Raw genomic sequence first — 21,980 nt, forward strand, 5'->3', positions numbered from 1 at the left:
ACGCCCTCAGCCCCAGGTTTCCCGGTATGACAGTCACGAATCGGTCGTAGTCGTAATTAAGTTGGTATACGCGACGGGCCGCCACGTCGGCACGCCGGTGCGGTCAGTCCTCCACCCGGGCGACGTCCCGTGCGGCGTCCGGACCCGCCTCCAACAGCACCCGGAACCCGTCCTCGTCGAGCACCGGCACCTTGAGGCTGGCCGCCTTGTCGGCCTTGGAGCCCGGGTTGTCCCCCACGACGACGAAGCTCGTCTTCTTGGAGACCGACCCGCTGACCTTGCCGCCCCTGGTCTGCACGGCCTCGGCGGCCTGGTCCCGCGAGAAGCCGGCGAGGGTGCCGGTCACCACGACGGTCAACCCCTCCAGCGGGCGCGGGCCTTCGTCGACGGCCTCCTCGGCCATCCGTACGCCCGCCTCGGCCCACTTGCGGACCACCTCGCGGTGCCAGTCCACGGCGAACCACTCCCGGATGCTGGCCGCGATTGTCGGCCCGACCCCGTCGACCGAGGACAGCTCCTCCTCGCTGGCGGCGTCGATGGCCTCCATCGAGCGGAAGTGCCGGGCCAGCGCCTGGGCGGCGGTGGGGCCGACGTGCCGGATGGAGAGCGCCACCAGCACCCGCCACAGGTCACGTTCCCGGGCGACGGCCAGATTGTCGAGCAGCTTGACCGCGTTGCTGCCGAGGCTGCCGTCCTTGTTGACGAAGAACGGTGACCGGGACAGCTGCTCGGCGTCGAGCTGGAAGAGGTCACCCTCGTCGGCGATGATCTCCGCGTCCAACAGTGCCGCCGCGCCCTTGTAGCCCAGCACCTCGATGTCGAACGCGCCACGCCCGGCGAGGTGGAACACCCGCTCGCGCAGCTGGGCCGGGCAACTGCGGGTGTTGGGGCACCGGATGTCGACGTCGCCCTCCTTGGACGGCGCGAGCGGGGTGCCGCAGGCCGGGCAGGTGGTCGGCATGACGAACGGGCGGGCGTCGGGGGGCCGCAGGTCGACCACCGGGCCGAGCACCTCGGGGATCACGTCGCCGGCCTTGCGCAGCACCACCGTGTCGCCGATCAGCACACCCTTCCGCTCGACCTCACGGGCGTTGTGCAGGGTGGCGAGCGCGACGGTGGAGCCGGCCACCCGCACCGGTTCGAGGACGGCGAACGGGGTGACCCGACCCGTACGCCCCACGTTGACGTCGATGTCGAGCAGCTTGGTGGTGACCTCCTCCGGCGGGTACTTGAAGGCGATCGCCCAGCGTGGGGCACGACTGGTCGAGCCCAGGCGACCCTGGATGGAGACCGGGTCGACCTTGACCACCACACCGTCGATCTCATGCTCGACGTCGTGCCGGTGCTCGGCGTAGTAGGCGATGTACTCCGCCACGCCGGACAGATCCGGGACGACCCGCCACCTGTCGCTCGTCGGCAGCCCCCACGCCTTCAGCGCGGAGTACGACTCCGACTGCGCGGTGGGCTGGAACCCTCGGCGGGCGCCGATGCCGTGCACGACGAGACGCAGCGGTCGGGAGGCGGTGACCCGAGGGTCCTTCTGCCGCAGGCTGCCGGCGGCGGCGTTACGCGGGTTGGCGAACGGCGCCCGCCCCTGCTCGACCAGGCTCGCGTTGAGGTCGGCGAACGCGGCCACCGGGAAGTAGATCTCGCCCCGAACCTCCAGCAGCTCGGGCACCGTCGGGAACTCGGCGGACGGCGCGAGCTGGCTGGGCACGTCCCGAATGCTGCGCACGTTGGCGGTGACGTCCTCGCCGGTGCGGCCGTCACCACGGGTGGCCGCCCGGACCAGCCGGCCGGCCTCGTAGGTCAGGTTGATCGCCAGACCGTCGACCTTCAACTCGCAGAGGTAGGGCACCGGCCCGCCCGCGTCCCGCTCGACCCGCTCGGCCCAGGCCGCCAACTCCTCGTCCGCGAAGGCGTTGTCGAGCGAGAGCATCCGCTCGGCGTGCGTGACCGGGGTGAAGTCGGTGGAGAACGTGCCACCCACCCGCTGGGTCGGCGAATCCGGCGTCCGCAGCGCCGGGAACTCCTCCTCCAACGCCTCCAGCTCGCGCAACTGCTTGTCGAACTCGGCGTCGGTGATGATCGGCGAGTCGAGCACGTAGTAGCGGTATTGATGCTCGGTCAGCTCACGGCTGAGGGTGGCGTGCCGCTCCCGCGCCTGCGGCGTCGGCTCCGCGCCGGCCGCCGCCTCCTGAGCCGGGCTGACCTGTTGACCGATCTGCTCCTCGGACACCCCGCCACCTTCGGACACGCCTGCGACCTCCCTGATCACGCTACTAAGGCACGGTATCGGTCCGGGGTGACAATCCGATGCCCACCTGCGCCACCGGTGACGCCCCACGCAGCCCGTCGCCGCGCTGCGCGTCGCCCCGGACGGCGATCGACGCCGGACTCGCCGGCCGTTGATCGACTCCAGGTCGCCGACACGGGGGTATCCGAGCGCCCTGATGTCCCCACCTCGGCGATGCGGAGTGGATCACGGGCGGCGCGGGCCGTCGGCCTCCGGCCGGGAGGGTCCGGGCGGCGTGGGCTGCGGTGTCGTCGTCGGGCGGCGGGGGCGGCGACGTGCGAGGATCGCCGAACGAAGCGGCCGGCGTGCCGCCCTGACGCGGAGGTGGCGATGACCGAGGCGCTGCTCTGGGCGGCGGCGATCCTGCTGGCGGTGGCCGCCGGCTGGGCGTGGAACAGTTGGCGGCACCGGGCGAACAGCCGACGCTCGGCCGACGGACCCGGTCGCGGCGCACCGACCCGCACGGGTGGTCGTCGTTCCGCCCCGCCGCGGCCACGCGGCACCGATCGGCCGGCCACCCCGCCGCGCTCCCGCGACACCGATCGGGCGGCCGGCACTCCGGCGGCCGGCGAGATCTGGTGGGCCGACGTGCCGTACGTCGACGGCAGCGGCTCGAAGGTGCGGCCCTGCCTGGTGCTGCGCGCCGACTCCCGGGGCGCCGACGTCCTGAAGATCACCAGTCAGGACAAGAGCGACCGGGACGACCACGTCCGGATTCCCACCCGGGACTGGGATCCCGGCGCCGAGCACGACAGCTACCTGAACCTGACCGAGCCGATCCGGATCAGCTCGGCCGACTTCGCCGACCGCGCCGGCCGCTGTGACGCCGACCTGTGGCGGAAGGTCCGCAGCCTGCGCCACCTGCCCACCAGCTGACACCGGCCCACAGGCCGCAGGCCACCCCGGCCCCGCGGCCCCGCGGCCCCCGGCCCCACGCCCCACGCCCCACGCCATGATCCACTCGGGTTCCAGGAATCCGGGGCGTCCGAGCCGCCGCAACACCCCGCCTTCCAGGAACCCGAGTCGATCACCGCAGACAGGCCAGGCCGCGCTGGCAGGCGCAGGCCACGCCAGGCCAGGCCAGGCCACGCCAGGCCGGGCCACGCCGGGCTGGGCCACGCCGGGCCGGTCAGTCCCAGGCTGCGCCGAGGGTGGCGAGCTGGTCGGCGTACTCGATGCGGTCGGCCCACCCGGGCGGCCAGGCCGCCATCCCGGTGGCCGCGCCCACGAAGGCGCCGGCCAACGCGGCGATCGAGTCGGAGTCGCCGGCGGTGGTCGCGCCCCGGGCCAGCGCCGCGACCGGGTCGTCGGCGTGGCGTACGGCGCAGAACAGCGCGGTGGCCAGCGCCTCCTCGGCCACCCAGCCCTCCCCCGTGGCCCGGCACGGGTCGCCGTCGTCGTCCGGCTGGCCGAGCGCGACGGTCAGCCGGCGCAGCGCCACCAGGCATTCGTCCCAGCCCCGGGCGATGAACTCCTCCGGCGTGTCGACCCCCGGGCGCTGCCAGAGATCGCCCAGCCACTCGCGGTGGTAGACGCGGCGCTGGGACCGCGCCCGCTCGGTGAGGATCGCGGGAAGCTCCGCCAGCGGGACGCCCTCACGCACGGCGAAGACCGCGTACGCGGTGAGCTCGCTGGCGGCCAACCCGGTCGGGTGGCCGTGGGTCAGTCCGGCCTGCAACTGGGCCAACCCGGCCAGGGTGTCGAGGTCGGCGTCCAGCAACCCCACCGGCGTCACGCGCATGTTGGCGCCACAGCCCTTCGAGTCGGCGATCGTCGCCTCCTGCCAGGGCAGCCCTCGGGCCAGGTCGGCGCAGGCGCGTAGGCAGGTCATCCCGGGGGCGCGGTTGTTGTCCGGGCTGACCGACCAGGCCACGAAACGCCGTCGCAGCAGCGGCTCCACCACCTCCGGGGTCAGCGACGGCGCCTCGTGCAGCGCCCAACCCACCGCCAGCGCCATCTGGGTGTCGTCCGTGACCAGCGCCGGATCGCCGGTCAGCTCACGGGGGCCGGTCGGGCCGTAGCGGCGCTGGATCTCGGCGACGGTCAGGAACTCGGTGGGTTTGCCCAGGGCGTCACCGTAGGCGAGGCCGAAGAGCGAACCGGAGGCGCGCAGCGGAGAGGAGTGGATCACGGCGGCCATGATGCCGGGCCGCCGCAACCCACGCCATGTTCAGTCCCAGCAGAGGCAGAACGGATGGCCGGCCGGGTCGGCGTAGACCCGGAAACCCTCGCCCTCGCCGGGCAGCCGCCGGGCACCGAGCGCGAGCGCCGCCTTCTCCGCGCTGTCGATGTCGTCCACCGTCACGTCCAGGTGGAACTGCTGCGGGCGCTCCGGGTCCGGCCAGGCCGGCGGACGCAGGTTGAGCGCCCGCTGGAACGCCAGGCGGGGCTGGTGCCCGGGCGGACCGCCCAGCACCACCCACTCGTCATCGGGCTCGCCCTCGCCCTCGACCAGGGGGATGCCGAGCAGCTCGGAGTAGAACGCGGCAAGCGCCCGCGGATCGGGGCAGTCGATCACCACTGAACGTAGCTGTCCAATCATGACCGTCATCCTGCCCACCGGGTACGACAGAAAAACGTCACTCCTCGGTGAACCGGCGACCGGCGTCCCGGCAGGCCGCGAGCACCGCCCGGGCGTACTCGGGAGTGGCTCCGGCCAGGCCGCACGCCGGGGTGACGACCACCTGCTCGGCGAGCTGCCGACGGGGAAAGCCGAGGCGGTCCCAGATCTGGCGTACCCGATCGGCGATCTGCGCGGAGGTCGGTGCGCCACCGGCCGACGGCGGCCGGGTCGGCGCGGCGCCGGCCAGCAGCCCGAGGCCCGCGTCGATGGCCTCGCCCAGCGGGTCCAGGTCGGTGACCAGATCGAGGTCGAGGGCGACCGCGACGGCGCCGGTGGAGCGGATCAGCTCCAGCGGCACCTGCGGGGCGCAGCAGTGCACCATCGTGGGTACGCCCACCGCGTCGACGACCGCGCGCAGCAGAGCGGCCGCGTCCGCCGACTCCACCGCCCGGTACGCGCCCAGCCCGCTCTCGGTGGGCACCCGCCCGGCCAGCACGGTCGGCAGCGACGGCTCGTCGAGTTGCAGCAGCACCGAGGCCCCGGGCAGCCGTCGGGCGACCGCCGCGACGTGCCCGCGCAGCCCTTCGGCGAGGGAGCCGGTGAGGTCGCGGACCGCGCCGGGGTCACGCAGCAGCCGGCCGCCGATCGGCAGTTCCAGCGAAGCGGCCAGGGTGAGTGGGCCGGCGGCCTGCACCTTGATCGGGCCGGTGTACCCCTCGGCCTGCTCGGCGAGCTGGTCCAGGTCGCGTTCCATCAGGTCCCGGGCCCGGCGCAGGTCACGGCCGGGGCGGGGGGCGACCCGCCAACGCCCGGCGTACAGCTCGACGGGCAGCTCGACCAGCAGCCCGGCGCTGCGGCCGATCAGGTCGGCCCCGGGGCCGCGTGCCGGCAGCTCGGGCAGGTGCGGCAGCTCGGGAAGCTCACCGAGGACGACCCGCTGGGCCTCGGCGATGTCGGTGCCGGGCAGCGAGCCGATACCGGTCGCCGCGCCGGCCGGCCAGGGCCACGCCTGATCTGTCACGGGCGAAGGCTATCCCGCTGGACGCGCCGGCCGCTCGGCGACCACGCGCGGATCGCCCGGTCAGCCGGTGATGGTCGCGGAGCCGAGGACGATGTCGCCGGCCGGATCCGGACGGTACGCCACCACGGCCTGACCGGCGGCCACACCACGGACCGGCCGACGCAGCTCGGCGTGCAGCGTGTCGCCGTCGAGGTCGACGGTCGCCGGCACCACGTCACCGTGCGCGCGCAACTGCACCTCGCACTCGACCGGCGCGGCCGGACGGGGGCCACCGGTCCACACCGGGCGGGTGGCCCGCACCGTCGAGACCTCCAGCGCCTCGGCGGGACCGACCGTCACCGTGTTGGTCTTGGGCGTGATGGAGAGCACGTAGCGCGGCCGGCCGTCCGGGGCGGGTCGGTCCAGGTGCAGACCGCGACGCTGCCCCACCGTGTAGGCGTACGCGCCGGTGTGACTGCCGACAACCGCGCCGGTGCTCGCGTCGACGACGTCGCCGGGCGCCTCGCCGAGCCGGCCGGCGAGGAATCCGCGGGTGTCGCCGTCGGCGATGAAGCAGATGTCGTGGGAGTCCGGCTTGTCGGCCACCGCCAGGCCACGCTCGGCGGCCTCCGCGCGGACCTGCGCCTTCGTCGAGTCGCCGAGCGGGAACATCGACCGGTCCAGCTGCTCGCGGGTGAGGACCGCCAGCACGTACGACTGGTCCTTGGCCACGTCGACGCTGCGGCGCAGCAGCCCGTCCGGGCCGAGCCGGGCGTGGTGGCCGGTGACCACCGCGTCGAAGCCCAGGGCCACCGCCCGGTCCAGCACGGCCGCGAACTTGATCTTCTCGTTGCAGCGCAGGCACGGATTGGGCGTACGACCCGCGGCGTACTCGGCCACGAAGTCGTCGACCACGTCCTCGTGGAAACGGTCGGCCATGTCCCACACGTAGAACGGTATGCCGATCACGTCGGCGGCCCGGCGGGCGTCCCGGGAGTCCTCCAGGGTGCAGCAGCCGCGCGCCCCGGTCCGGTACGTCTGCGGGTTACGGGCCAGCGCCAGGTGCACGCCTGTCACGTCATGCCCCGCCGCCACCGCCCGCGCCGCCGCCACGGCCGAGTCCACCCCGCCCGACATCGCCGCCAAAACCCTCACCAGCAGACTCCCTTCCCCACCAACCCTATCCACCTGCCCGGCCCAGCCCCCACCCCCGGGCGGGCCAGCCCCCGGGTCAACGCGTCGATCATGAAGTTATTGCCACGACACGCCGATGCGGTCGGCAATAACTTCATGATCGACGGGGTGGGGCGGGGACCGGCCGGGGGGGGTTGGGGGGTTAGCGGGGGGTGCGGGGGGCGGCGGCTCGGCGGGCGCGTTGCACCGCTGCTGGTAGGGCCGCGACGAGGGCGTCCACGTCGGCCTGGGTGCTCGTGTGGCCGAGGGTGAAACGCAGCGAGGAACGGGCGCGGTCGTCGTCGGCGCCCATCGCCAGCAGCACGTGCGACGGCTGGGCCACCCCCGCCGAGCAGGCCGAACCCGTCGAGCAGGCGATGCCCTGGGCGTCCAGCAGGAGCAGCAGGGCGTCGCCCTCGCAGCCCGGGAAGGAAAAGTGCGCGTTGCCGGGCAGCCGGTCGGTCGGATCACCGTTGTAGACCACCTCGGGCACCGCCCGGCGGACCCGCTCGATCAGATTGTCGCGGAGCGCGGCCACCCGGGCCGCGTACTCCTGCTGGCCCTTCACTGCCGTCTCGACGGCGACCGCGAAGGCGACGATGCCGGCGGTGTCCAGCGTGCCGGAACGGACGTCGCGTTCCTGGCCGCCGCCGTGCAGCAGCGGGACGGCCGCCACGTCCCGGCCGAGCAGCAGCGCGCCCACCCCGATCGGGCCGCCCAGCTTGTGCCCGGTGACGGTCAGCGCGGAGGCCCCGCTGGCGGCGAAGTCGACGGGCACCTGGCCGACGGCCTGGATGGCGTCGGTGTGGAAGGGCACGCCGTACTCGGCGGCGACGGCGGCCAGCTCAGCCACCGGCTGCACGGTGCCGACCTCGTTGTTGGCCCACATGGCGGTGACCAGGGCCACCCGGTCGGCGTACGCGGTCAACTCGGCACGCAGGTCCTCCGGGTCGAGACGGCCCGTGGAGTCCACCGGCAGCCAGCCGACCTCGGCTCTCTCGTGCTCGACCAGCCAGTCGACCGAGTCCAGCACTGCGTGGTGCTCGACGGCGCTGGAGATCACCCGTCGGCGGTCGGGGCCGGCGCCCCGGCGGGCCCAGAAGATGCCCTTGACCGCGAGGTTGTCGCTCTCCGTGCCCCCACCGGTGAAGATCACCTCGGACGGCCGGGCGCCCAGTACCGCGGCCACCCGCTCGCGCGACTCCTCGACTCGACGACGGGCACGACGACCCGCCGCGTGCAGGGAGGACGCGTTGCCGACCTCGCGGGCGGTAGCGACGTACGCCTCCAGTGCCTCGTCGAGCATCGGAGTCGTCGCCGCGTGATCCAGGTAAGCCATCACCGTTCAGCGTACGGCCGAGTTGTCGGGGGCCGGAGGGCGGAGTGGGCTCCATGCGACGGTGCCGGGGTGGGATTCCCCCACCCCGGCACGTCGCGACCGCCCGGTCAGGCGGGCACCGCCGTGACGACGATGTTGTCGCGGTACTTGCGGGCCTTGGCGTCGAACGGCCCGCCGCAGGTGATCAGCGTCAGTCGCGGCTTGCCGTCGCGGGCGAAGTACCGCTCCAGCGGGATCTTGGTCTTGGCGTACTCCTCGCGGGCGACGACCCGGTACTTTCGCGCCTTGCCGTCGCTGCCGGTCGCGGTCAGGGTGTCGCCCTGGTCCAGCTCACGCAGCCGGAAGAACGCCCCCCGGCCCTGCTTGGCGCTGTCCACGTGACCGGCGATGACCACCGAACCGGCGCCCGCCTCGAGGCCGGGGCCGTAGCGGTACCAGCCGATCTGATCGACGCTGGGCGGCACCTCGAACTCGTTGCTCCGCTTGTTGATGCCGACCGCGTTGACCGTGGCGGTGACGTCGATCCCGGGGATCACCAGCCGGACCGGAGGGACGACCCCGGCGCCGGCGGGCAGTTCGCCGGCGGTCACCGGCACCGACGGATCGCCGCCGACGGCCGAGGGGGTCGCGCTGGCGGCCAGCGTGCTCGCCTCCTCGGCGCCGACGTTCTCGGCCGGCTGGGAGTTGCACGCCACCAGGGTGGCGACGGTGAGCGCGGCAACGCCGGCGGCCAGGGCCGCCAGCGCGCCGCGGTTGCGCACCGTCACTTGCGACCGGTCCGCGCGGTCGCCATCCGCACCCCACCACCAAGCAGCAGGAGTACGCCGGCACCGGTCAGCGCGTACCACCAGGTCTGCACGCCGGTGCCCGCCTGGCCGCCGTCACCGCTCGGCACGCCACCCGGGGCGGAGTGCAGGCCGGTGATCGTCTGGGCCACCACGTCGAGGTTCTTGTCCTCGGCGGAGCCGATCGCGTAGACGATGGTCGCGGTGCCTTCCTTGAGGTTGAGGTCCGCCGGGCCGATGGCCACGGTGTCGGTGCCGGCCAGCACCACGTCCGCCTTCACCGTGCCGGCGTCGACGTCGGCCTTGGCCTCCTTCGGGTTGGTCAGGCCCTTGAAGACCGGGGTGCCACCGGCACGCACGTCGACCGCCGGGGCGGCGGCGGTGTGCCGGACGATCAGCCGGGCCTTGCCGGCGTCGACCTTCGAGACGTCGTTCACGAACGGCGTGATCTTCGGCTTGCCGGCGGCGTCGAGGTGCGCGGCGAGGCTGATGTTCGCCCCACCCGGCACCTCGGCGTTGTCGACCTTGAGGATCGCGCTGCCGACCGGCTCGCCCGGCTTGGTGAGGGCGATGTCGTACTCGCCCTCGGCCAGGTTCAGCGGGCCGGCCACGTCACCGGGCTTGAAGTTGTCGAGCGTCTTCTTGCCGTTGACGTAGACGTCGACCGGGGTGTCCGGGATGCCGTGCACGACCGAGACCTTCGAGGTGGCGGCGTACGCGGGGCTGGCGGTGAACGCGGCGACGCCGGCGAAGGCCAACGCGGCGACGGCGCCGCCCGCGGCGACCCGACGGAAGTACGAGAGCTGCATGTCTGCCTCCTGGTGATTGGTGCTGATTCGTCAGGCCTGGCTTGCAGAACGGGTTACGCCGGCTCCGCGACGGCTGGATGCGCCCTCGACGCGATTTCTTTTTCCGGCCACGACCGCATCCGGAACGGGCCCGGCGAACGAAGAGCTGGTGAGATGACATCGACCGGGAGAGTGGGGCGGAGGCTGTGGCAGCTACAGTCGGGCATGCCCCATCGAAGGCTGGACGCCCGATGACGGCGCTACCACAACAACCCGACCCACCGGTGGACGACCTCGCGCCCCGGTTCCGGTCCGGCGACGAGGTGGCGCTGCGCGAGGCGTACGACCGCTACGGCCGTGCCGTACTCCACCTGGCCACCTCCATGCTGGCCAACCGCGCCGACGCCGAGGACGTGACGCAGGCGACGTTCGTGGCCGCCTGGCTGGGACGGGACACCTTCGATCCGGCCAAGGGGTCGTTGATCGGCTGGCTGCTCGGCATCGGCCGGCGCAAGGTGATCGACCGGATGCGGGCCACGGCGCGGGAGACCCGCGTGGTGGAGACGGTCCGGCAGTTGCCCGAGCCGGCACAGACGACACCGGACCCGGACCGGGTGGTGGACCGGCTGGTCATCGCGGACGAGCTGGCACGCCTGCCCGACGATCAGCGACGCATGCTGGAGCTGGCCTTCTACGACGACCTGACACACCAGCAGATAGCCACAGTGACCGGGGTGCCGCTGGGCACCGTGAAGAGTCACATCCGGCGCGGTATGGCGAGCTTGAAACGCAGATGGGAGGTGGACGGTGCAGCACCTGGAGCACGAGCGGCTGGTTTTTCTGGCGCTCGGTGAGAGCGATGCGGACAGCGGGGAGAGCACCCATCTCGACACCTGCGCGCACTGCCGCACGGAGCTGACGGCCCTGCGGCAGGTGGCCGGGCTCGGCGTGGAGACGCAGGGCCTCGGTGACCTGCCCGACCCGCCGGAGCACATCTGGCAGGGCATCGCCGCCGAGATCAGGGCGGCCGAGGCCGTGCCGTCGCTGACCGAGGCCCGGCGGCAGCAGGCCGCCGAACAGGCGACGATCGGGCAGCGGCCGAGCGGCTCGCCGGCCGGGCCTGCGGCGTCGGGTGTCGCGGGCCCCGGATCGGGCGGCAGGTCACGGGCCCGGCGGCGTGCCGGTTGGTCGCGCTGGGCGGCCACCGCGGTGACCGCTGTCGCGGCGGCGGCGATCGGCGTGGTGGGCACGGTCTCGGTGCTGCGCCCGGACGAGCCGGCGCCCGCTCCGACGCCCTCGGTGCTGGCCAGCGCGCCCCTGGCTGCCTTCGGTTCGACGCCGAAGTCGGCCCAGGGTGACGCGCGGGTTCTGCAGAACGGCCAACTGCATCTGCACGTGGCGAATCTCCCGCGCGTGCCGGGGTACTACGAGGTCTGGCTCATCAACCCGACGAACATGGAGATGTTCTCGATCGGCACCCTCGGTGGCGACTCGGACGCTCTGCTGCCCCTGCCTCCGAATGTCGACCTCAAGAGCTACTCGGTGGTCGACGTCTCCGCCGAGAAGTACGACAACAACACCCGCCACTCCGGCGACAGCCTGTTGAGAGGCACCCTGACGGGCTGATCGGCGGGCCGGCTCAGCTCCCCGGCCCGCCGATCAGCTCCCGACGAAAAAGTGGCCGCCCGGCGACGGGCGGCCACTTTTCCTTGTCCCACGATCACTTACGCTTGCGGATCTCCTCGGCGGCCTGCGGGACGATCTTGAACAGGTCGCCCACCACGCCGAAGTCGGCCAACTCGAAGATCGGGGCCTCGCCGTCCTTGTTGACGGCGACGATCGTCTTCGAGGTCTGCATGCCGGCCCGGTGCTGGATGGCGCCGGAGATGCCGAGCGCGACGTAGAGCTGCGGGGAGACCGTCTTGCCGGTCTGGCCCACCTGGAACTGGTGCGGGTAGAAGCCGGAGTCGACCGCCGCGCGGGACGCGCCGACGGCGCCGCCGAGCAGGTCGGCCAGCTCCTCCACCAGCTTGAAGTTGTCCGCGTTGCCGACACCACGGCCGCCGGAGACGACCACGCCGGCCTCGGTCAGCTCGGGGCGGGAGCCCTTCTGCTCGGCGACCCGCTCGACGACCTTGGCCAGCTTGTCGGTGTCGGTGACCGACACGGTGAGCTGCTCGATCGCCGGGCTCGCGGCGGCCGGGGCCGGGGTGACCGAGTTGGGCCGGACGGTGACCAGCGGCAGACCCTTGGTGACCTTGGACTTGACGATCGTGGAGCCGGCGAAGGCGACCTGGGTGGCGGTGCCGTCGGCGGCCAGGCCGACCACGTCGGTCAGGATGCCGTTGTCGAGCTTGACGGCGAGGCGGGCGGCGATCTCCTTGCCCTCCTGGGCCGACGCCAGCAGCACGGCGGCCGGCTGCACCCGCTTGACCAGCTCGGCCAGCACGGTGGCCTTGGGGGCCACCAGGTAGCCGTCGATCTCGTCACCCTCGGCGGCGTAGATCTTCTCCGCGCCGTACTCGCCCAGCTTGGCGCTCAGCGCCTCGGCTGCGCCGGCGCCACCGAGCACGACCGCGCTCGGGGTGCCCAGCTCACGGGCGAGGGTGAGCATCTCCAGGGTGACCTTCTTGACGCCGAATTCCTTGGTGGCTTCGACGACGACGAGAACCTCAGACATGTCCAGACCCGCTCTCACACGAACTTTTCGGTGGCGAGGAACTCGACCAGCTTGACGCCGCCCTCGCCCTCATCGGTGATCTTGGCGCCGCCGGAGCGCGGCGGACGCTTGGTGTGCTCGACGACGGCGCTGGTCGCACCGTCGAAGCCCACCTCGGTCGGTGCGACGCCGAGGTCGGCCAGGGAGAACGTCTGCACCGGCTTCTTCTTGGCCGCCATGATGCCCTTGAACGAGGGGTAGCGCGGCTCGTTGATGGTGTCCCACACGGAGACCACGGCCGGGGTGGAGGCGGTGACGACCTCGTAGCCCTCCTCGGTCTGCCGCTCGACGGTCAGCGTGGCGCCGTCGACGGTGAGCTTGCGGGCGCCGGTGAGCGCCGCGACGCCGAGCCGCTCGGCGATCATGTGCGGCATGACCTGGACCCGGCCGTCGGTGGACTCGGCGCCACAGATCACCAGGTCGGCGTTCAGCTGACCGAGGGCGGCGGCGAGCACCTTCGAGGTGGCCACGGCGCAGGAACCGTGCAGGGCGTCGTCCACCACGTGGACGGCCTTGTCCGGGCCCATGGAGAGCGCCTTGCGGATCGACTCGGTCGCCCGGTCCGGACCCATGGTCAGGATGGTGACCTCGCCACCGTGCGCCTCCTTGATCTTCAGCGCCTCCTCGATGGCGTACTCGTCCATCTCGTTGATCACGTTGTTCGCCGAACCGCGGTCGACGGTGTTGTCGTCATTGCGCAGGTTGCGGTCCGCGCCCGAATCAGGCACCTGCTTGACGAGTACGACGATATTCATCGCGCTTCGACGACCCTCCTGTGTGGTGTTGCGATTGGCTCGCCCGGTTGGGCCGCAGCCTCGCGCGTCGGTCGACGCCCGGTCAACCGCGGGCTGCTGTGCAGTTGCCCACGGCGCAATGTTACCTGCCAGTAGGTTGCGGCTACCGGGCACTCAGAGTGACACAGCTCACCGACAATCGGCGCGGTCAGGCCGGCTCGGCCAGCGCACCCCTGATCTGGTCGAGGGCTGCGGCCTCTGCCGGGACCACCCCGTCGTGCGCGTGGGCCACCCGGTCCGCCGCGGTCAACACCACCGAGCGGTACGTCTCGACGTCGTCCGGCGACTTCTCCCGCAGGATCCGCACCGCCCGGCCAAGGGCCGGCAACACCACCGACTCGATCTCCAGCTGGGAGTCCCGGGGCAGCCGGGGCAGCGGACCGGTGGTCAGCGCTTCCTTGACCACCCCACTGGCATCGGCCAACGCGCCGGAGGCGGCGATGCTCTCCCGGATCACGCCCAGCATCCCCGGGTCGGCGTTCGAGACGAGGAAGACCGCGCCGAAGGCGCCCGTCTTGAGGGTCAGGCGCTCCTCGTCCGTCAACCGCTGCTCCATGATCACGGAGTGTAGACGTACGGGGTGGTGGTGGTGACCGGGACGAGGCCGAGTCGCTCCAGGATCGGCCGGCTGTCCTCGGAACAGTCGACCTGCATGAGCGTCCGACCCCGCTGGTCGGCCAGCCGCGCCCGGTAGTTGACTAGCGCCCGGTAGATGCCCTTGCGCCGCCACTGCGGCAGCGTCGAGCCACCCCACAGCGTGGCGAAGGCGGTGTTCGCCGGGAACCGCACCCAGCCGGCGCTCACCACCGTGTCGTCCGCCTCCGCCACCACGATGGTGATCGAGTTCGGATCGGCGTCGATCTCCTTGGCCAGTCCCCACACGAGGTGTGAGCGGTCCTGGCGCCAGACCTCCTCCTCCATGGCGGCGATCCGCTCCAGGTCGGCGCGCGCGGTCACCTCACGAAGGCGTACCCCCTCGGGGACGACGGGCAGCGCGGCGGCCAGCGGCGCGACCGGCCCAACCACGACCGTCTCCCGGTCCTCCGGCACGAATCCGGCGGCGCGCAGCCGGTCCGCCAGGTCAGCCGGCTCGTCGTGCCCGTTGAGCTTCCACTCGACCGACTGGCCGCGCTCGCGGAACAGCGCCACCTGCCGGGCGATCAGCTCGTCCAGCGCGTCGCCGGTCAACCCGCCCAGGTCGCGGTAGGTGAGGAACCCCCCGGCGTCGAGCCCGATGATCCGGACCAGCGGCCCGTCCCGCTCCACAGTCACCCCGGCCGGAACCGGGTCGGGGATCTCCGGGCGGAGCTGGTTGTCGTAGGCGGTGCGCAGCGTGGTCACATCAAGATCCGTCACCACACCAGGCTAAGGCCCGGGGGAAGCGGATAATCTCCCACCATGTGGGAGGCGATCAGGCGGTGGTTCGACCCGGCCGAGGCGCGCGCCGTCGGTGAGACACCGGACTATCGGTTCTCGCTGGCCAACGAGCGAACCTTCCTGGCCTGGCTACGCACCAGCCTGGCGCTCGTCGGTGGCGGGCTGGCCGCCGCGCAGTTCCTGCCGCAGCTGCCGATGAGCCACCTGCGGGAGGTCATCGCCGTCGCGCTGCTGCTGCTCGGCGGCGCCGTCGCGATCCGTGCGGTGGACCACTGGGCGCGTACCGAACGGGCCATCCGGCTCGGCCAGGAGCTGCCGGCTTCCCGCTTTCCCGCAGTCCTCGCCCTGGCCGTGGGCGCCGGCGCGGTGCTGCTGGTGATCGCGGTGCTGGCGCGCGCGATCGGCGGACGGTGAGCGCCGGACGCGATCCCGGGCTGCAACCGGAGCGGACCCGGCTGGCCTGGCGGCGCACCCTGCTGACGCTGACCGTGGTGACCGCGCTCGCCGTCCGGTTGGCGTCGAACGGCGGCAGCTTCGGAGCGCTTGTCGCCGGTGCGGCCGTCCTGGTCTGGGGCGGCGTGCTCGTGCTCTGCTGGCCCCGCGGCACCGGCACCGGGGCGGCCCGCACCGGCGGCCGGACGTTGCCGCTGGTCGCGCTGGGCACCGTCGGGCTCGCGCTGCTCGGCGTGCTGGCGACCGTTCGCGGACTGTGGTGACGCGACGCGGTGCGCCATGATAGGTGCATGGCCCGGCTGTACGTTCTCCTCTTCCTGGTGCAGATTGTCCTCGCCGTCTGCGCGCTGATCAGTTGCCTCTCCGCTGAGGAGGGTCAGATCCGCGCCCTGCCCCGGATCGCCTGGGTGCTGATCATCCTGTTCTTCCCCCTGGTCGGGTCGATCGCCTGGTTCGTCGCCGGCCGGGAGCCCGGCCCCGCGACCCGCAGGGCGTGGCCGGCCGGCGGCGGCTCCGCCGAACGGCAGCCGCGCCGCCCGCTCGCCCCCGACGACGACCCGGAGTTCCTCCGCTCCGTGCAGGACCGCGCGCGTCAGCAGGACCAGGAACTCTTCCGTCGCTGGGAGGAGGACCTGCGCCGGCGGGAGGACGACCTGCGCCGCCGCGACGGTGAGCCGCCCCGTGAGGGTGACCGGCCGGAGGTGTGAGCACCAGCCCGGCCGGTACGCCACTCAGACTCGACGCCTGAGGCCGCGTACGGCCAGCGGCGCGAAGATCACCGCGATGCCGGCGCCCCACAGCAGCGTCTGGAGCACCGGCCCGGCCACCGGCCCGCCGACCAGCAGGCCCCGCAGCGCGTCCGCCACCACGGTCACCGGGTTGACCTCCACCCAGTTCTGCAACCAGCCCGGCATCCGGTCGGTCGGTACGAAGATGTTGCTGGTGAAGGTCAGCGGGAAGATCACCATGAAGCCGAAGATCTGCACCTTGTCCGGTTCGCTCACCAGCACCCCGACCAGCACCGAGATCCAGGACGCGGCCAGCGTGAACGCCAGCAGCAGCGCGAACGCCCCCACCACGCCGAGTACGCCGTTGCCGACCCGGAAGCCGAGGATCGACCCGACGCCGAGCAGCAGCGCGATCGACCACGCCTGCTTGACGGTGTCGGCGAGGATCCGGCCGGCCAGCGGCGCCCACCGGGCGATGGGCAGCGCCCGCAGCCGGTCGAAGACGCCCTTGGTGAGGTCGTTGTTCAGCCCGAACCCCGTCGTCATCGTGGCGAAGAGCGCGTTCTGCACCATGATGCCGGGCAGCATGAAGGTGAGGTACTCGCCGGACGAGCCGGCGATGGCCGTGCCGAAGACGTAGGTGAACAGCAGCACGAACATCACCGGCTGGATGCTCAGGTCGAGCAGCTCCATCGGGTTGTGTTTGATCTGCACCAGGCTGCGCCAGGCCAGCGTGAAGGTGTGCCGCAGCCCGGCGGCGACGCTGAGTCGACGGGCCGGGGCGAGCGCGGGGCTGAGGGTCACGGCGCTCATGCCGGGGTCCTTTCCAGGTCGGTGTCGGCCGGGGCGTCCTCGGCCCGGTGGCCGGTGAGGGAGAGGAAGACCTCGTCGAGGCTCGCGCCGCGCAGCGCCAGCTCGGCGACCGGGATCTCGGCCGCGTCGAGGCGGCCCACCATGACGGGCAGCACGCGAGGGTCGTTCACCGCGACGGTGACCGCGGTCTGCGCGACCTCGGGGGTCACCCCGGCCACCTCGCCGGCGATGGCGACCACGGTGCCGAGATCGGCGACGTCGGCCGGGCGCACGGTGAGGGTCTGCCCGCCGATCTTCGCCTTCAGCTCCTCCGGCGTGCCCTGGGCGATCACCCGACCGTGGTCGACCACGGCGATCTCGCCGGCGAGCTGGTCGGCCTCCTCCAGATACTGGGTGGTGAGCAGCACCGTCACCCCGTCCGCGACCAACGTGCGGACGATGTCCCACAGGTCGTTGCGGCTGCGCGGGTCCAGGCCCGTGGTCGGCTCGTCCAGGAACAGCACCTGCGGCCGACCGACCAGGCTGGCGGCGAGGTCCAGGCGCCGCCGCATCCCGCCGGAGAACGTCTTCACGGCCCGATCGGCGGCATCGCCGAGCCCGAAGTCGTCGAGCAGTTGCCGGGCCCGCCGCTTGGCGTCGGCCCGGCTGAGACCGAGCAACCGCCCGATGAGCAGCAGGTTCTCCGCGCCGGTCAGGGTCTCGTCGACCGAGGCGTACTGGCCGGTGAGGCCGATCAGCTGACGCACCCGGTGGGCGTCGCGGACCACGTCGAAGCCGCCCACCGTGGCATGTCCCTCGTCGGCGCGCAGCAGGGTGGCGAGCACCCGTACCGCAGTGGTCTTGCCGGCGCCGTTCGGCCCGAGCAGACCGAACACCGTCCCCGTGGGGACCGCCAGGTCAACTCCGGCGAGGGCGGTGGTGGCGCCGAAACGCCGCACCAGACCCTCGGCGCGGATCGCGTGGTCCATCGCAACTCCTGTCGTCTGCGGGTGATGACACCACCATGGGCGACAGGTCTGACATCCCGCCGCTCCCGCGCTGACGTTACGTCGACCGACGCGGACATTCCGCGTATTTAGCTGCGGGAAGACGCAGCGCCGCCGCCGCCCGCGAGGGGCGACGGCGGCGGCGGGTGCGACTCAGGCCAGGTTCGACGAGCGGGGGTACGCGTCGGTCGGGTCGGTGAGCACGTTGACGAGGTACGGCACTCCAGCGTCGAACGCCCGCTGCAGGGCCGGCTGAAGGTCGGCGGCCTTCGTGACCGTCTCCCCCGCGCCGCCCAGCGCGCTGACCACCGTGTCGTAGCGCAGCTCGGGCTGGAGGTCGGCGGCGACGTCGTAGCCGTACATGGCCCGCATCGGGTGCTTCTCCAGCCCCCAGATGCCGTTGTTGCCGACGACGATCACCACCGGCAGCTTCTGCCGGACCAGCGACTCGATGTCCATCAGCGAAAACCCGGCCGCGCCGTCGCCCATCAGCACGCAGATCTGCCGGTCCGGGTGGCTGACCCGGGCGCCCATCGCGTAGCCCATGCCGGTGCCCAGGCAGCCGTACGGGCCCGGGTCCAGCCAGGTGCCGGGCTGGGCCGGCTCCAGGTACCGACCGGCGTACGAGACGAAGTCGCCGCCGTCGCCGATGGTGATCGCGTCGCGGGCCAGCACCTTGCGCAGCTCGCCGTAGACGCGGGCCGGTCGGATCGGGTCGGTCTCGGCCGCCATCTCGGCGGCGTCGCGGGCGCGGGCGGCGTCCTCGGCGGTGCGCAGGTCGGCGATCCAGCCGCTGTGGTCGGCCCGGTCACCGGCGTGGTCGGCCAGCGCGGAGAGGATCAGGCGCAGGTCACCGGCGGGTGCGACGGCCGGCTGCACGTGCGTGGCGCGCTGACTGGGCGCGTCGACGATGTGCACGACCTTGGCGTCGCCGAAGTCGCCGAAGCTGAGCCGGAAGTCCAGCGGCGTGCCGACCACCACGACGACGTCGGCGCCGGAGAGCGCGGCGCGGCGGGCCTTGGCGAAGGCGAGCGGGTGCTCGGGAGGGAGCGAGCCGCGGCCCATCCCGTTGGTGAAGACCGGCACCTGCAACGCCTCGGCGGCCTCGCGCAGGGCCGCCACCGCGTCGCCCGCGTACACGTCCGAGCCGGCGATGATGACCGGCCGCTGCGCGCCGGCGATCAGCGTCGCGGCCCGGCTGACCTCGTCCGGGTCCGGCTCGACGGCGTCGACGCCGGCCGGCGCGCTCACGTCGGCCTCGGCGACCGAGAAGACCGTCTCCAGCGGGAAGTCCAGGAACACCGGGCCCCGGTGCGGCGTGAGCGCGGCGGTGAGGGCGGCGCCCACCGCACGCGGGATGTCGTCGGTGCTGAACACCGTCTCGGCGTGCTTGGTGACCGGGGCGACCAGCGGCAGGTGGTCCATCTCCTGGAGGCTGCCCGACCCCCAGCGGAAGGCGGGTGCCCGGCCACCGAGCACCAGCACCGGGGACGCGTTGAAGAAGGCGCTGGTCATGCCCGAGATGCCGTTGGTGACACCGGGACCGGCGGTGAGCACGGCGAGGCCGGGACGGCGCTGGAGCTTGGCCACCGCCTCGGCGGCGAAGACCGCGGACTGCTCGTGCCGGACGTCGTAGATCGGGAAGTCGGCCTTGTGCGCGGCGTCGTACAGCGGGAAGACGTGCCCGCCGGACAGCGTGAACATCTCCCGTACGCCATGTGCGCGTAGTGCCGCGAGGGCCAGCTCTCCGCCGTGACCCTCGATCCGCTCCGTCATTCGCCGCTCCCCTTCGTCGCTCATGACCGAGGCCCCACGCTACTGGCCGGTAGGAACAATGTGAACCGTTCTCGGCTAATCGTCAGCGGCCGGTGAAGTCCGGCTTGCGCTTCTCGACGAACGCCGCCATGCCCTCGCGCCGGTCGTCGGTCGCGAACAGCGCAGCGAAGAGCTGACTCTCCCAGGCCAGGCCGGAGTTCAGGTCCATGTCCAGGCCGCCGTCGACCGCCAGCTTCGCCGCGCGCAGCGCCTGCACCGGCCCATTGAGGTACGGCGTGATGAGCGCGACCGCCGCGTCGTACACCTCGGCGGCCGGGGCGACCCGGTCGGCCAGACCGATCCGCAGCGCCTCCTGGGCGTCCACCATCCGCCCGGACATGATCAGATCCTTGGCCCGCGCCGGCCCGACCAGGCGGGCCAGCCGCTGGGTGCCGCCCGCACCGGGGATGATGCCCAGCTTGATCTCCGGCTGGCCGAGCTTGGCGTCCTCGGCAACGACCCGCCAGTCGCAGGCCAGCGCCAGCTCGCAGCCCCCGCCGAGGGCGTACCCGGTGATCGCGGCGACCACCGGCTTGGGGATCCGCGCGATCGCGCCGAGGGCGCTGGACAGGGCAGCCGCCCGGTCGGCCATGTCCACGTAGGACATCTCGGCCATCTGCTTGATGTCCGCGCCCGCGGCGAAGACCTTCTCCCCGCCGTACACGATGACGGCGCGGACCTCGGGGTCGGCGGTGGCCGCCGTGGCGGCGGCGCGCAACTCCTCCTGCACCTGGGTGTTGAGCGCGTTCATCGGCGGCCGCTCCAGCCGGATGTTGCCGATGCCGTCAGTGGTCTCCAGCCGAACGAACTCGCCCACGCTGCCCTCACTTCCTCGTCGAAGTCGCGTGCCAACCTTACGACCCGGCTCGTTGGGGTAAGTAGTGTGGTGTCAGCCCCGCGGGCGGGAGTCCAGCCATGATCACGTATTACGACGACAGGTCGGTGCAGGTCACCTCCACCGCCGTCCAGGTCGACGGCCGCAGCTACTCGCTGGCCGAGATCACCATGGTCTGGCACCGCCGGGGCAGCCGCTCCTGGCGGGTGCTGGTCGGGCGAGGCGCGCTCGGCGCCGCGCTGGCCGGCCCGCTGGTCGCGGCCGTGCTCGGCATCGGCCTGGCCGTCTGGCTGCACCGCTCCCCCACCGTGACGATCGCGATCGTCGGCGCCTCGGTGCTGGTCGGGCTGGCCGTCGGCCCGGTCGCCGACTTCCTCTTCGAACACCTGGACCGCTCGTACGCCAGGGGCAGCCGGCAGATGGAGATCTGGGCCCGCTGGCGGGGGCAGCCGGTGCGGTTGCTGCACACCGGCGACGCGCTGCGCTTCGGGCAGATCTACCGGGCGGTGCAGCGGGCGATGGAGCACACCCAACCCGCCCGCCGCTAGCCCCCTCGCCACCCCGGCCGTCGTCGTCGCCGCGGAGGCGCGCGGGTTGCCTGCCGGTGGTTAGGCTTAGTGATGACCCTCTATTACCGGGACGACGCGGTGCAGGTGACCTCCGAGTCGATCCGGGCGGGCGGTCAGGTGATCGCCCTGCCCGACGTGACGTTCGTCTGGCACGAACGAGGGCAGAAGACCCTCGCCGTACGCGGCCGGGTGCTGGGTCGCGGTGTGCTGGTCCTGCTGCTGTCGCTGCCGCCCCTCGTCGCGCTGGTCTGCGTCGTCTCGCTGGCCTGGTCGGCACAGGATCGGGGCAACTGGCAGCTGGCGCTGATCATCCTGGCCGCCTGTGCGGTGGGGGCGCTGGCGCTGGCCCCGTTCCTGGAGATTCCCCTCGGCTGGCTGGACCGCTCGTACGAGCGCGGCAGCCACGTGCACGAGTTGTGGGTGCAGCACCACGGTCAGGAGCACATGCTGCTGCGCACACCGGACGCGCTACGGTTCGGGCAGATCTACCGGGCCGTGCAACGCGCCGTCGAACAGCAGGGGGACCATCGATGACCACCCGTCGCGGCGAGGCCGTCGCGCTCGCCGGGCTGCTCGCCACGGCCGGCGTCACCCACCTGCTGCGCCCCGGCTTCTACGACCCGATCGTGCCGCGTGCGCTGCCCGGGCCGGCCCGCTTCTGGACGTACGCCAGCGGGATCGCCGAGCTGGCGGTGGCGGCGGCGGTGGCACACCCCGCCACCCGACGCACCGGCGGTCGGGCCGCCGCCGCGCTGTTCGTCGCCGTGCTGCCGGCCAACGTGAAGATGGCGGTGGACTGGCGGCACCGGCGGCCGTCGAAACGGGCCATCGCCTACGGCCGGGTGCCGATGCAGGTGCCACTGATCTGGTGGGCGCTGCGCGTGGCCCGCGCCAGCCGCTAGACCTCCCGCTGGGTTACGCATCTGGTCAGTTCAACCGCCGGTGCC

General features: G+C 72.6%; 25 protein-coding genes. 9 read left to right on the top strand and 16 right to left on the bottom strand.

The genetic code is table 11. The features are described from left to right. Window positions 1-103: 103 nt before the first annotated feature. Complete coding sequence (gene ligA, locus ACGGAQ_RS00205; RefSeq protein ID WP_393043180.1) at window positions 104-2,239, bottom strand: NAD-dependent DNA ligase LigA; 2,136 nt, start codon at window positions 2,237-2,239, stop codon at window positions 104-106. Window positions 2,240-2,626: 387 nt separating this feature from the next. On the opposite strand from ligA, the gene ACGGAQ_RS00210 reads away from it, so the two are divergent. Beyond that, window positions 2,627-3,172: a type II toxin-antitoxin system PemK/MazF family toxin gene (locus ACGGAQ_RS00210; protein ID WP_393043182.1), complete on the top strand. Its 546-nt coding sequence runs from the start codon at window positions 2,627-2,629 to the stop codon at window positions 3,170-3,172. A 253-nt stretch (window positions 3,173-3,425) separates the two neighbouring features. On the opposite strand, the gene ACGGAQ_RS00215 is transcribed toward ACGGAQ_RS00210, so the two are convergent. The 7 genes from ACGGAQ_RS00215 to ACGGAQ_RS00245 form a co-directional block, all read right to left on the bottom strand. Next, window positions 3,426-4,436 carry an ADP-ribosylglycohydrolase family protein gene (locus tag ACGGAQ_RS00215; protein WP_393043184.1) on the bottom strand — a complete coding sequence of 337 codons (1,011 nt, stop codon included), beginning with the start codon at window positions 4,434-4,436 and terminating at the stop codon, window positions 3,426-3,428. Between the two features lie 30 nt (window positions 4,437-4,466). Further along, window positions 4,467-4,838, bottom strand: coding sequence for a VOC family protein (locus tag ACGGAQ_RS00220; protein ID WP_354861225.1), 372 nt, complete (start codon window positions 4,836-4,838; stop codon window positions 4,467-4,469). 37 nt (window positions 4,839-4,875) lie between these two features. Beyond that, complete coding sequence (locus tag ACGGAQ_RS00225; RefSeq protein ID WP_393043186.1) at window positions 4,876-5,880, bottom strand: methionine synthase; 1,005 nt, start codon at window positions 5,878-5,880, stop codon at window positions 4,876-4,878. 60 nt (window positions 5,881-5,940) lie between these two features. Beyond that, window positions 5,941-7,014: a tRNA 2-thiouridine(34) synthase MnmA gene (gene mnmA, locus ACGGAQ_RS00230; protein WP_354861221.1), complete on the bottom strand. Its 1,074-nt coding sequence runs from the start codon at window positions 7,012-7,014 to the stop codon at window positions 5,941-5,943. Window positions 7,015-7,195: 181 nt separating this feature from the next. Then, the gene (locus ACGGAQ_RS00235; RefSeq protein WP_393043188.1) at window positions 7,196-8,371 is read right to left on the bottom strand and encodes a cysteine desulfurase family protein; all 1,176 of its coding nucleotides are present in this window, start codon (window positions 8,369-8,371) and stop codon (window positions 7,196-7,198) included. A 107-nt stretch (window positions 8,372-8,478) separates the two neighbouring features. Then, window positions 8,479-9,138, bottom strand: coding sequence for a class F sortase (locus ACGGAQ_RS00240; protein ID WP_393043190.1), 660 nt, complete (start codon window positions 9,136-9,138; stop codon window positions 8,479-8,481). Further along, window positions 9,135-9,965, bottom strand: coding sequence for a DUF4397 domain-containing protein (locus ACGGAQ_RS00245; RefSeq protein WP_393043192.1), 831 nt, complete (start codon window positions 9,963-9,965; stop codon window positions 9,135-9,137). The genes ACGGAQ_RS00240 and ACGGAQ_RS00245 overlap by 4 nt, the downstream gene beginning before the upstream one ends. A gap of 230 nt (window positions 9,966-10,195) precedes the next feature. Here ACGGAQ_RS00245 and ACGGAQ_RS00250 point away from each other — a divergent pair, with 230 nt between their 5' ends. Both ACGGAQ_RS00250 and ACGGAQ_RS00255 read left to right on the top strand, forming a co-directional pair. Further along, complete coding sequence (locus ACGGAQ_RS00250) at window positions 10,196-10,798, top strand: sigma-70 family RNA polymerase sigma factor (protein WP_355066973.1); 603 nt, start codon at window positions 10,196-10,198, stop codon at window positions 10,796-10,798. Then, window positions 10,752-11,570: an anti-sigma factor gene (locus tag ACGGAQ_RS00255; RefSeq protein WP_393043194.1), complete on the top strand. Its 819-nt coding sequence runs from the start codon at window positions 10,752-10,754 to the stop codon at window positions 11,568-11,570. Before ACGGAQ_RS00250 ends, ACGGAQ_RS00255 begins: the two co-directional genes overlap by 47 nt. 94 nt (window positions 11,571-11,664) lie before the next feature. Here ACGGAQ_RS00255 and ACGGAQ_RS00260 read toward each other — a convergent pair whose 3' ends face one another. The 4 genes from ACGGAQ_RS00260 to ACGGAQ_RS00275 all read right to left on the bottom strand — a co-directional run bounded on the left by ACGGAQ_RS00260 (window position 11,665) and on the right by ACGGAQ_RS00275 (window position 14,813). Next, window positions 11,665-12,624 carry an electron transfer flavoprotein subunit alpha/FixB family protein gene (locus tag ACGGAQ_RS00260; RefSeq protein WP_354855214.1) on the bottom strand — a complete coding sequence of 320 codons (960 nt, stop codon included), beginning with the start codon at window positions 12,622-12,624 and terminating at the stop codon, window positions 11,665-11,667. Window positions 12,625-12,638: 14 nt separating this feature from the next. Then, a complete protein-coding gene (locus tag ACGGAQ_RS00265) occupies window positions 12,639-13,418 on the bottom strand; it encodes an electron transfer flavoprotein subunit beta/FixA family protein (RefSeq protein WP_344357351.1) in 780 nt (259 codons plus the stop codon). 187 nt (window positions 13,419-13,605) lie between these two features. Next, window positions 13,606-14,013 carry a hypothetical protein gene (locus ACGGAQ_RS00270; protein ID WP_393043196.1) on the bottom strand — a complete coding sequence of 136 codons (408 nt, stop codon included), beginning with the start codon at window positions 14,011-14,013 and terminating at the stop codon, window positions 13,606-13,608. Window positions 14,014-14,015: 2 nt separating this feature from the next. Beyond that, window positions 14,016-14,813, bottom strand: a complete 798-nt coding sequence (locus ACGGAQ_RS00275) for a GNAT family N-acetyltransferase (protein WP_393043198.1) — start codon at window positions 14,811-14,813, stop codon at window positions 14,016-14,018. A 42-nt stretch (window positions 14,814-14,855) separates the two neighbouring features. Here ACGGAQ_RS00275 and ACGGAQ_RS00280 point away from each other — a divergent pair, with 42 nt between their 5' ends. Genes ACGGAQ_RS00280 through ACGGAQ_RS00290 form a run of 3 tightly spaced genes read left to right on the top strand, consistent with a single transcriptional unit; the run spans window position 14,856 to window position 15,994 of the window. Continuing rightward, complete coding sequence (locus tag ACGGAQ_RS00280; RefSeq protein WP_393043200.1) at window positions 14,856-15,248, top strand: YidH family protein; 393 nt, start codon at window positions 14,856-14,858, stop codon at window positions 15,246-15,248. After that, window positions 15,245-15,550 carry a DUF202 domain-containing protein gene (locus ACGGAQ_RS00285; protein ID WP_393043202.1) on the top strand — a complete coding sequence of 102 codons (306 nt, stop codon included), beginning with the start codon at window positions 15,245-15,247 and terminating at the stop codon, window positions 15,548-15,550. Before ACGGAQ_RS00280 ends, ACGGAQ_RS00285 begins: the two co-directional genes overlap by 4 nt. A gap of 27 nt (window positions 15,551-15,577) precedes the next feature. After that, window positions 15,578-15,994 (top strand): PLD nuclease N-terminal domain-containing protein, encoded by a 417-nt coding sequence (locus ACGGAQ_RS00290; protein ID WP_393043204.1) that lies wholly within the window; start codon window positions 15,578-15,580, stop codon window positions 15,992-15,994. 24 nt (window positions 15,995-16,018) lie between these two features. Here ACGGAQ_RS00290 and ACGGAQ_RS00295 read toward each other — a convergent pair whose 3' ends face one another. The 4 genes from ACGGAQ_RS00295 to ACGGAQ_RS00310 form a co-directional block, all read right to left on the bottom strand. After that, window positions 16,019-16,828, bottom strand: coding sequence for an ABC transporter permease (locus ACGGAQ_RS00295; protein WP_393043206.1), 810 nt, complete (start codon window positions 16,826-16,828; stop codon window positions 16,019-16,021). Further along, the gene (locus tag ACGGAQ_RS00300) at window positions 16,825-17,796 is read right to left on the bottom strand and encodes an ATP-binding cassette domain-containing protein (RefSeq protein WP_393043208.1); all 972 of its coding nucleotides are present in this window, start codon (window positions 17,794-17,796) and stop codon (window positions 16,825-16,827) included. Before ACGGAQ_RS00300 ends, ACGGAQ_RS00295 begins: the two co-directional genes overlap by 4 nt. Window positions 17,797-17,967: 171 nt before the next feature. Further along, the gene (locus ACGGAQ_RS00305) at window positions 17,968-19,590 is read right to left on the bottom strand and encodes an acetolactate synthase (RefSeq protein WP_393043209.1); all 1,623 of its coding nucleotides are present in this window, start codon (window positions 19,588-19,590) and stop codon (window positions 17,968-17,970) included. An 82-nt stretch (window positions 19,591-19,672) separates the two neighbouring features. Then, window positions 19,673-20,446 (bottom strand): enoyl-CoA hydratase/isomerase family protein, encoded by a 774-nt coding sequence (locus tag ACGGAQ_RS00310; protein ID WP_393043211.1) that lies wholly within the window; start codon window positions 20,444-20,446, stop codon window positions 19,673-19,675. Between the two features lie 98 nt (window positions 20,447-20,544). Between ACGGAQ_RS00310 and ACGGAQ_RS00315 the strand changes: the two genes are divergently transcribed. From ACGGAQ_RS00315 to ACGGAQ_RS00325, 3 genes are all read left to right on the top strand, one after another. Next, on the top strand, window positions 20,545-21,012 hold the full coding sequence (locus tag ACGGAQ_RS00315; protein WP_363936839.1) for a DUF6232 family protein: 468 nt from the start codon (window positions 20,545-20,547) through the stop codon (window positions 21,010-21,012). A gap of 72 nt (window positions 21,013-21,084) precedes the next feature. Further along, window positions 21,085-21,567 (top strand): DUF6232 family protein, encoded by a 483-nt coding sequence (locus ACGGAQ_RS00320; protein ID WP_234581355.1) that lies wholly within the window; start codon window positions 21,085-21,087, stop codon window positions 21,565-21,567. Continuing rightward, entirely contained in the window at window positions 21,564-21,935 is a 372-nt protein-coding gene (locus tag ACGGAQ_RS00325) for a hypothetical protein (protein ID WP_393043214.1), read from the top strand. Before ACGGAQ_RS00320 ends, ACGGAQ_RS00325 begins: the two co-directional genes overlap by 4 nt. The last annotated feature ends 45 nt before the right edge of the window (window positions 21,936-21,980 follow it).

The organism is Micromonospora sp. NPDC047557, assembly GCF_043205095.1.
Taxonomy (GTDB): Bacteria; Actinomycetota; Actinomycetes; order Mycobacteriales; family Micromonosporaceae; genus Micromonospora.

Coding starts and splice junctions, on each gene's coding strand:
- ACGGAQ_RS00300 (WP_393043208.1), bottom strand. CDS start 17,796: ATGGACCACGCGATCCGCGCCGAGGGTCTGGTGCGGCGTTTCGGCGCC.
- ACGGAQ_RS00265 (WP_344357351.1), bottom strand. CDS start 13,418: ATGAATATCGTCGTACTCGTCAAGCAGGTGCCTGATTCGGGCGCGGAC.
- ACGGAQ_RS00315 (WP_363936839.1), top strand. CDS start 20,545: ATGATCACGTATTACGACGACAGGTCGGTGCAGGTCACCTCCACCGCC.
- ACGGAQ_RS00215 (WP_393043184.1), bottom strand. CDS start 4,436: ATGGCCGCCGTGATCCACTCCTCTCCGCTGCGCGCCTCCGGTTCGCTC.
- ACGGAQ_RS00210 (WP_393043182.1), top strand. CDS start 2,627: ATGACCGAGGCGCTGCTCTGGGCGGCGGCGATCCTGCTGGCGGTGGCC.
- ACGGAQ_RS00235 (WP_393043188.1), bottom strand. CDS start 8,371: ATGGCTTACCTGGATCACGCGGCGACGACTCCGATGCTCGACGAGGCA.
- ACGGAQ_RS00250 (WP_355066973.1), top strand. CDS start 10,196: ATGACGGCGCTACCACAACAACCCGACCCACCGGTGGACGACCTCGCG.
- ACGGAQ_RS00270 (WP_393043196.1), bottom strand. CDS start 14,013: ATGGAGCAGCGGTTGACGGACGAGGAGCGCCTGACCCTCAAGACGGGC.
- ACGGAQ_RS00320 (WP_234581355.1), top strand. CDS start 21,085: ATGACCCTCTATTACCGGGACGACGCGGTGCAGGTGACCTCCGAGTCG.
- ACGGAQ_RS00220 (WP_354861225.1), bottom strand. CDS start 4,838: ATGATTGGACAGCTACGTTCAGTGGTGATCGACTGCCCCGATCCGCGG.
- ACGGAQ_RS00280 (WP_393043200.1), top strand. CDS start 14,856: ATGTGGGAGGCGATCAGGCGGTGGTTCGACCCGGCCGAGGCGCGCGCC.
- ACGGAQ_RS00305 (WP_393043209.1), bottom strand. CDS start 19,590: ATGACGGAGCGGATCGAGGGTCACGGCGGAGAGCTGGCCCTCGCGGCA.
- ACGGAQ_RS00295 (WP_393043206.1), bottom strand. CDS start 16,828: ATGAGCGCCGTGACCCTCAGCCCCGCGCTCGCCCCGGCCCGTCGACTC.
- ACGGAQ_RS00325 (WP_393043214.1), top strand. CDS start 21,564: ATGACCACCCGTCGCGGCGAGGCCGTCGCGCTCGCCGGGCTGCTCGCC.
- ACGGAQ_RS00290 (WP_393043204.1), top strand. CDS start 15,578: ATGGCCCGGCTGTACGTTCTCCTCTTCCTGGTGCAGATTGTCCTCGCC.
- ACGGAQ_RS00260 (WP_354855214.1), bottom strand. CDS start 12,624: ATGTCTGAGGTTCTCGTCGTCGTCGAAGCCACCAAGGAATTCGGCGTC.
- ACGGAQ_RS00245 (WP_393043192.1), bottom strand. CDS start 9,965: ATGCAGCTCTCGTACTTCCGTCGGGTCGCCGCGGGCGGCGCCGTCGCC.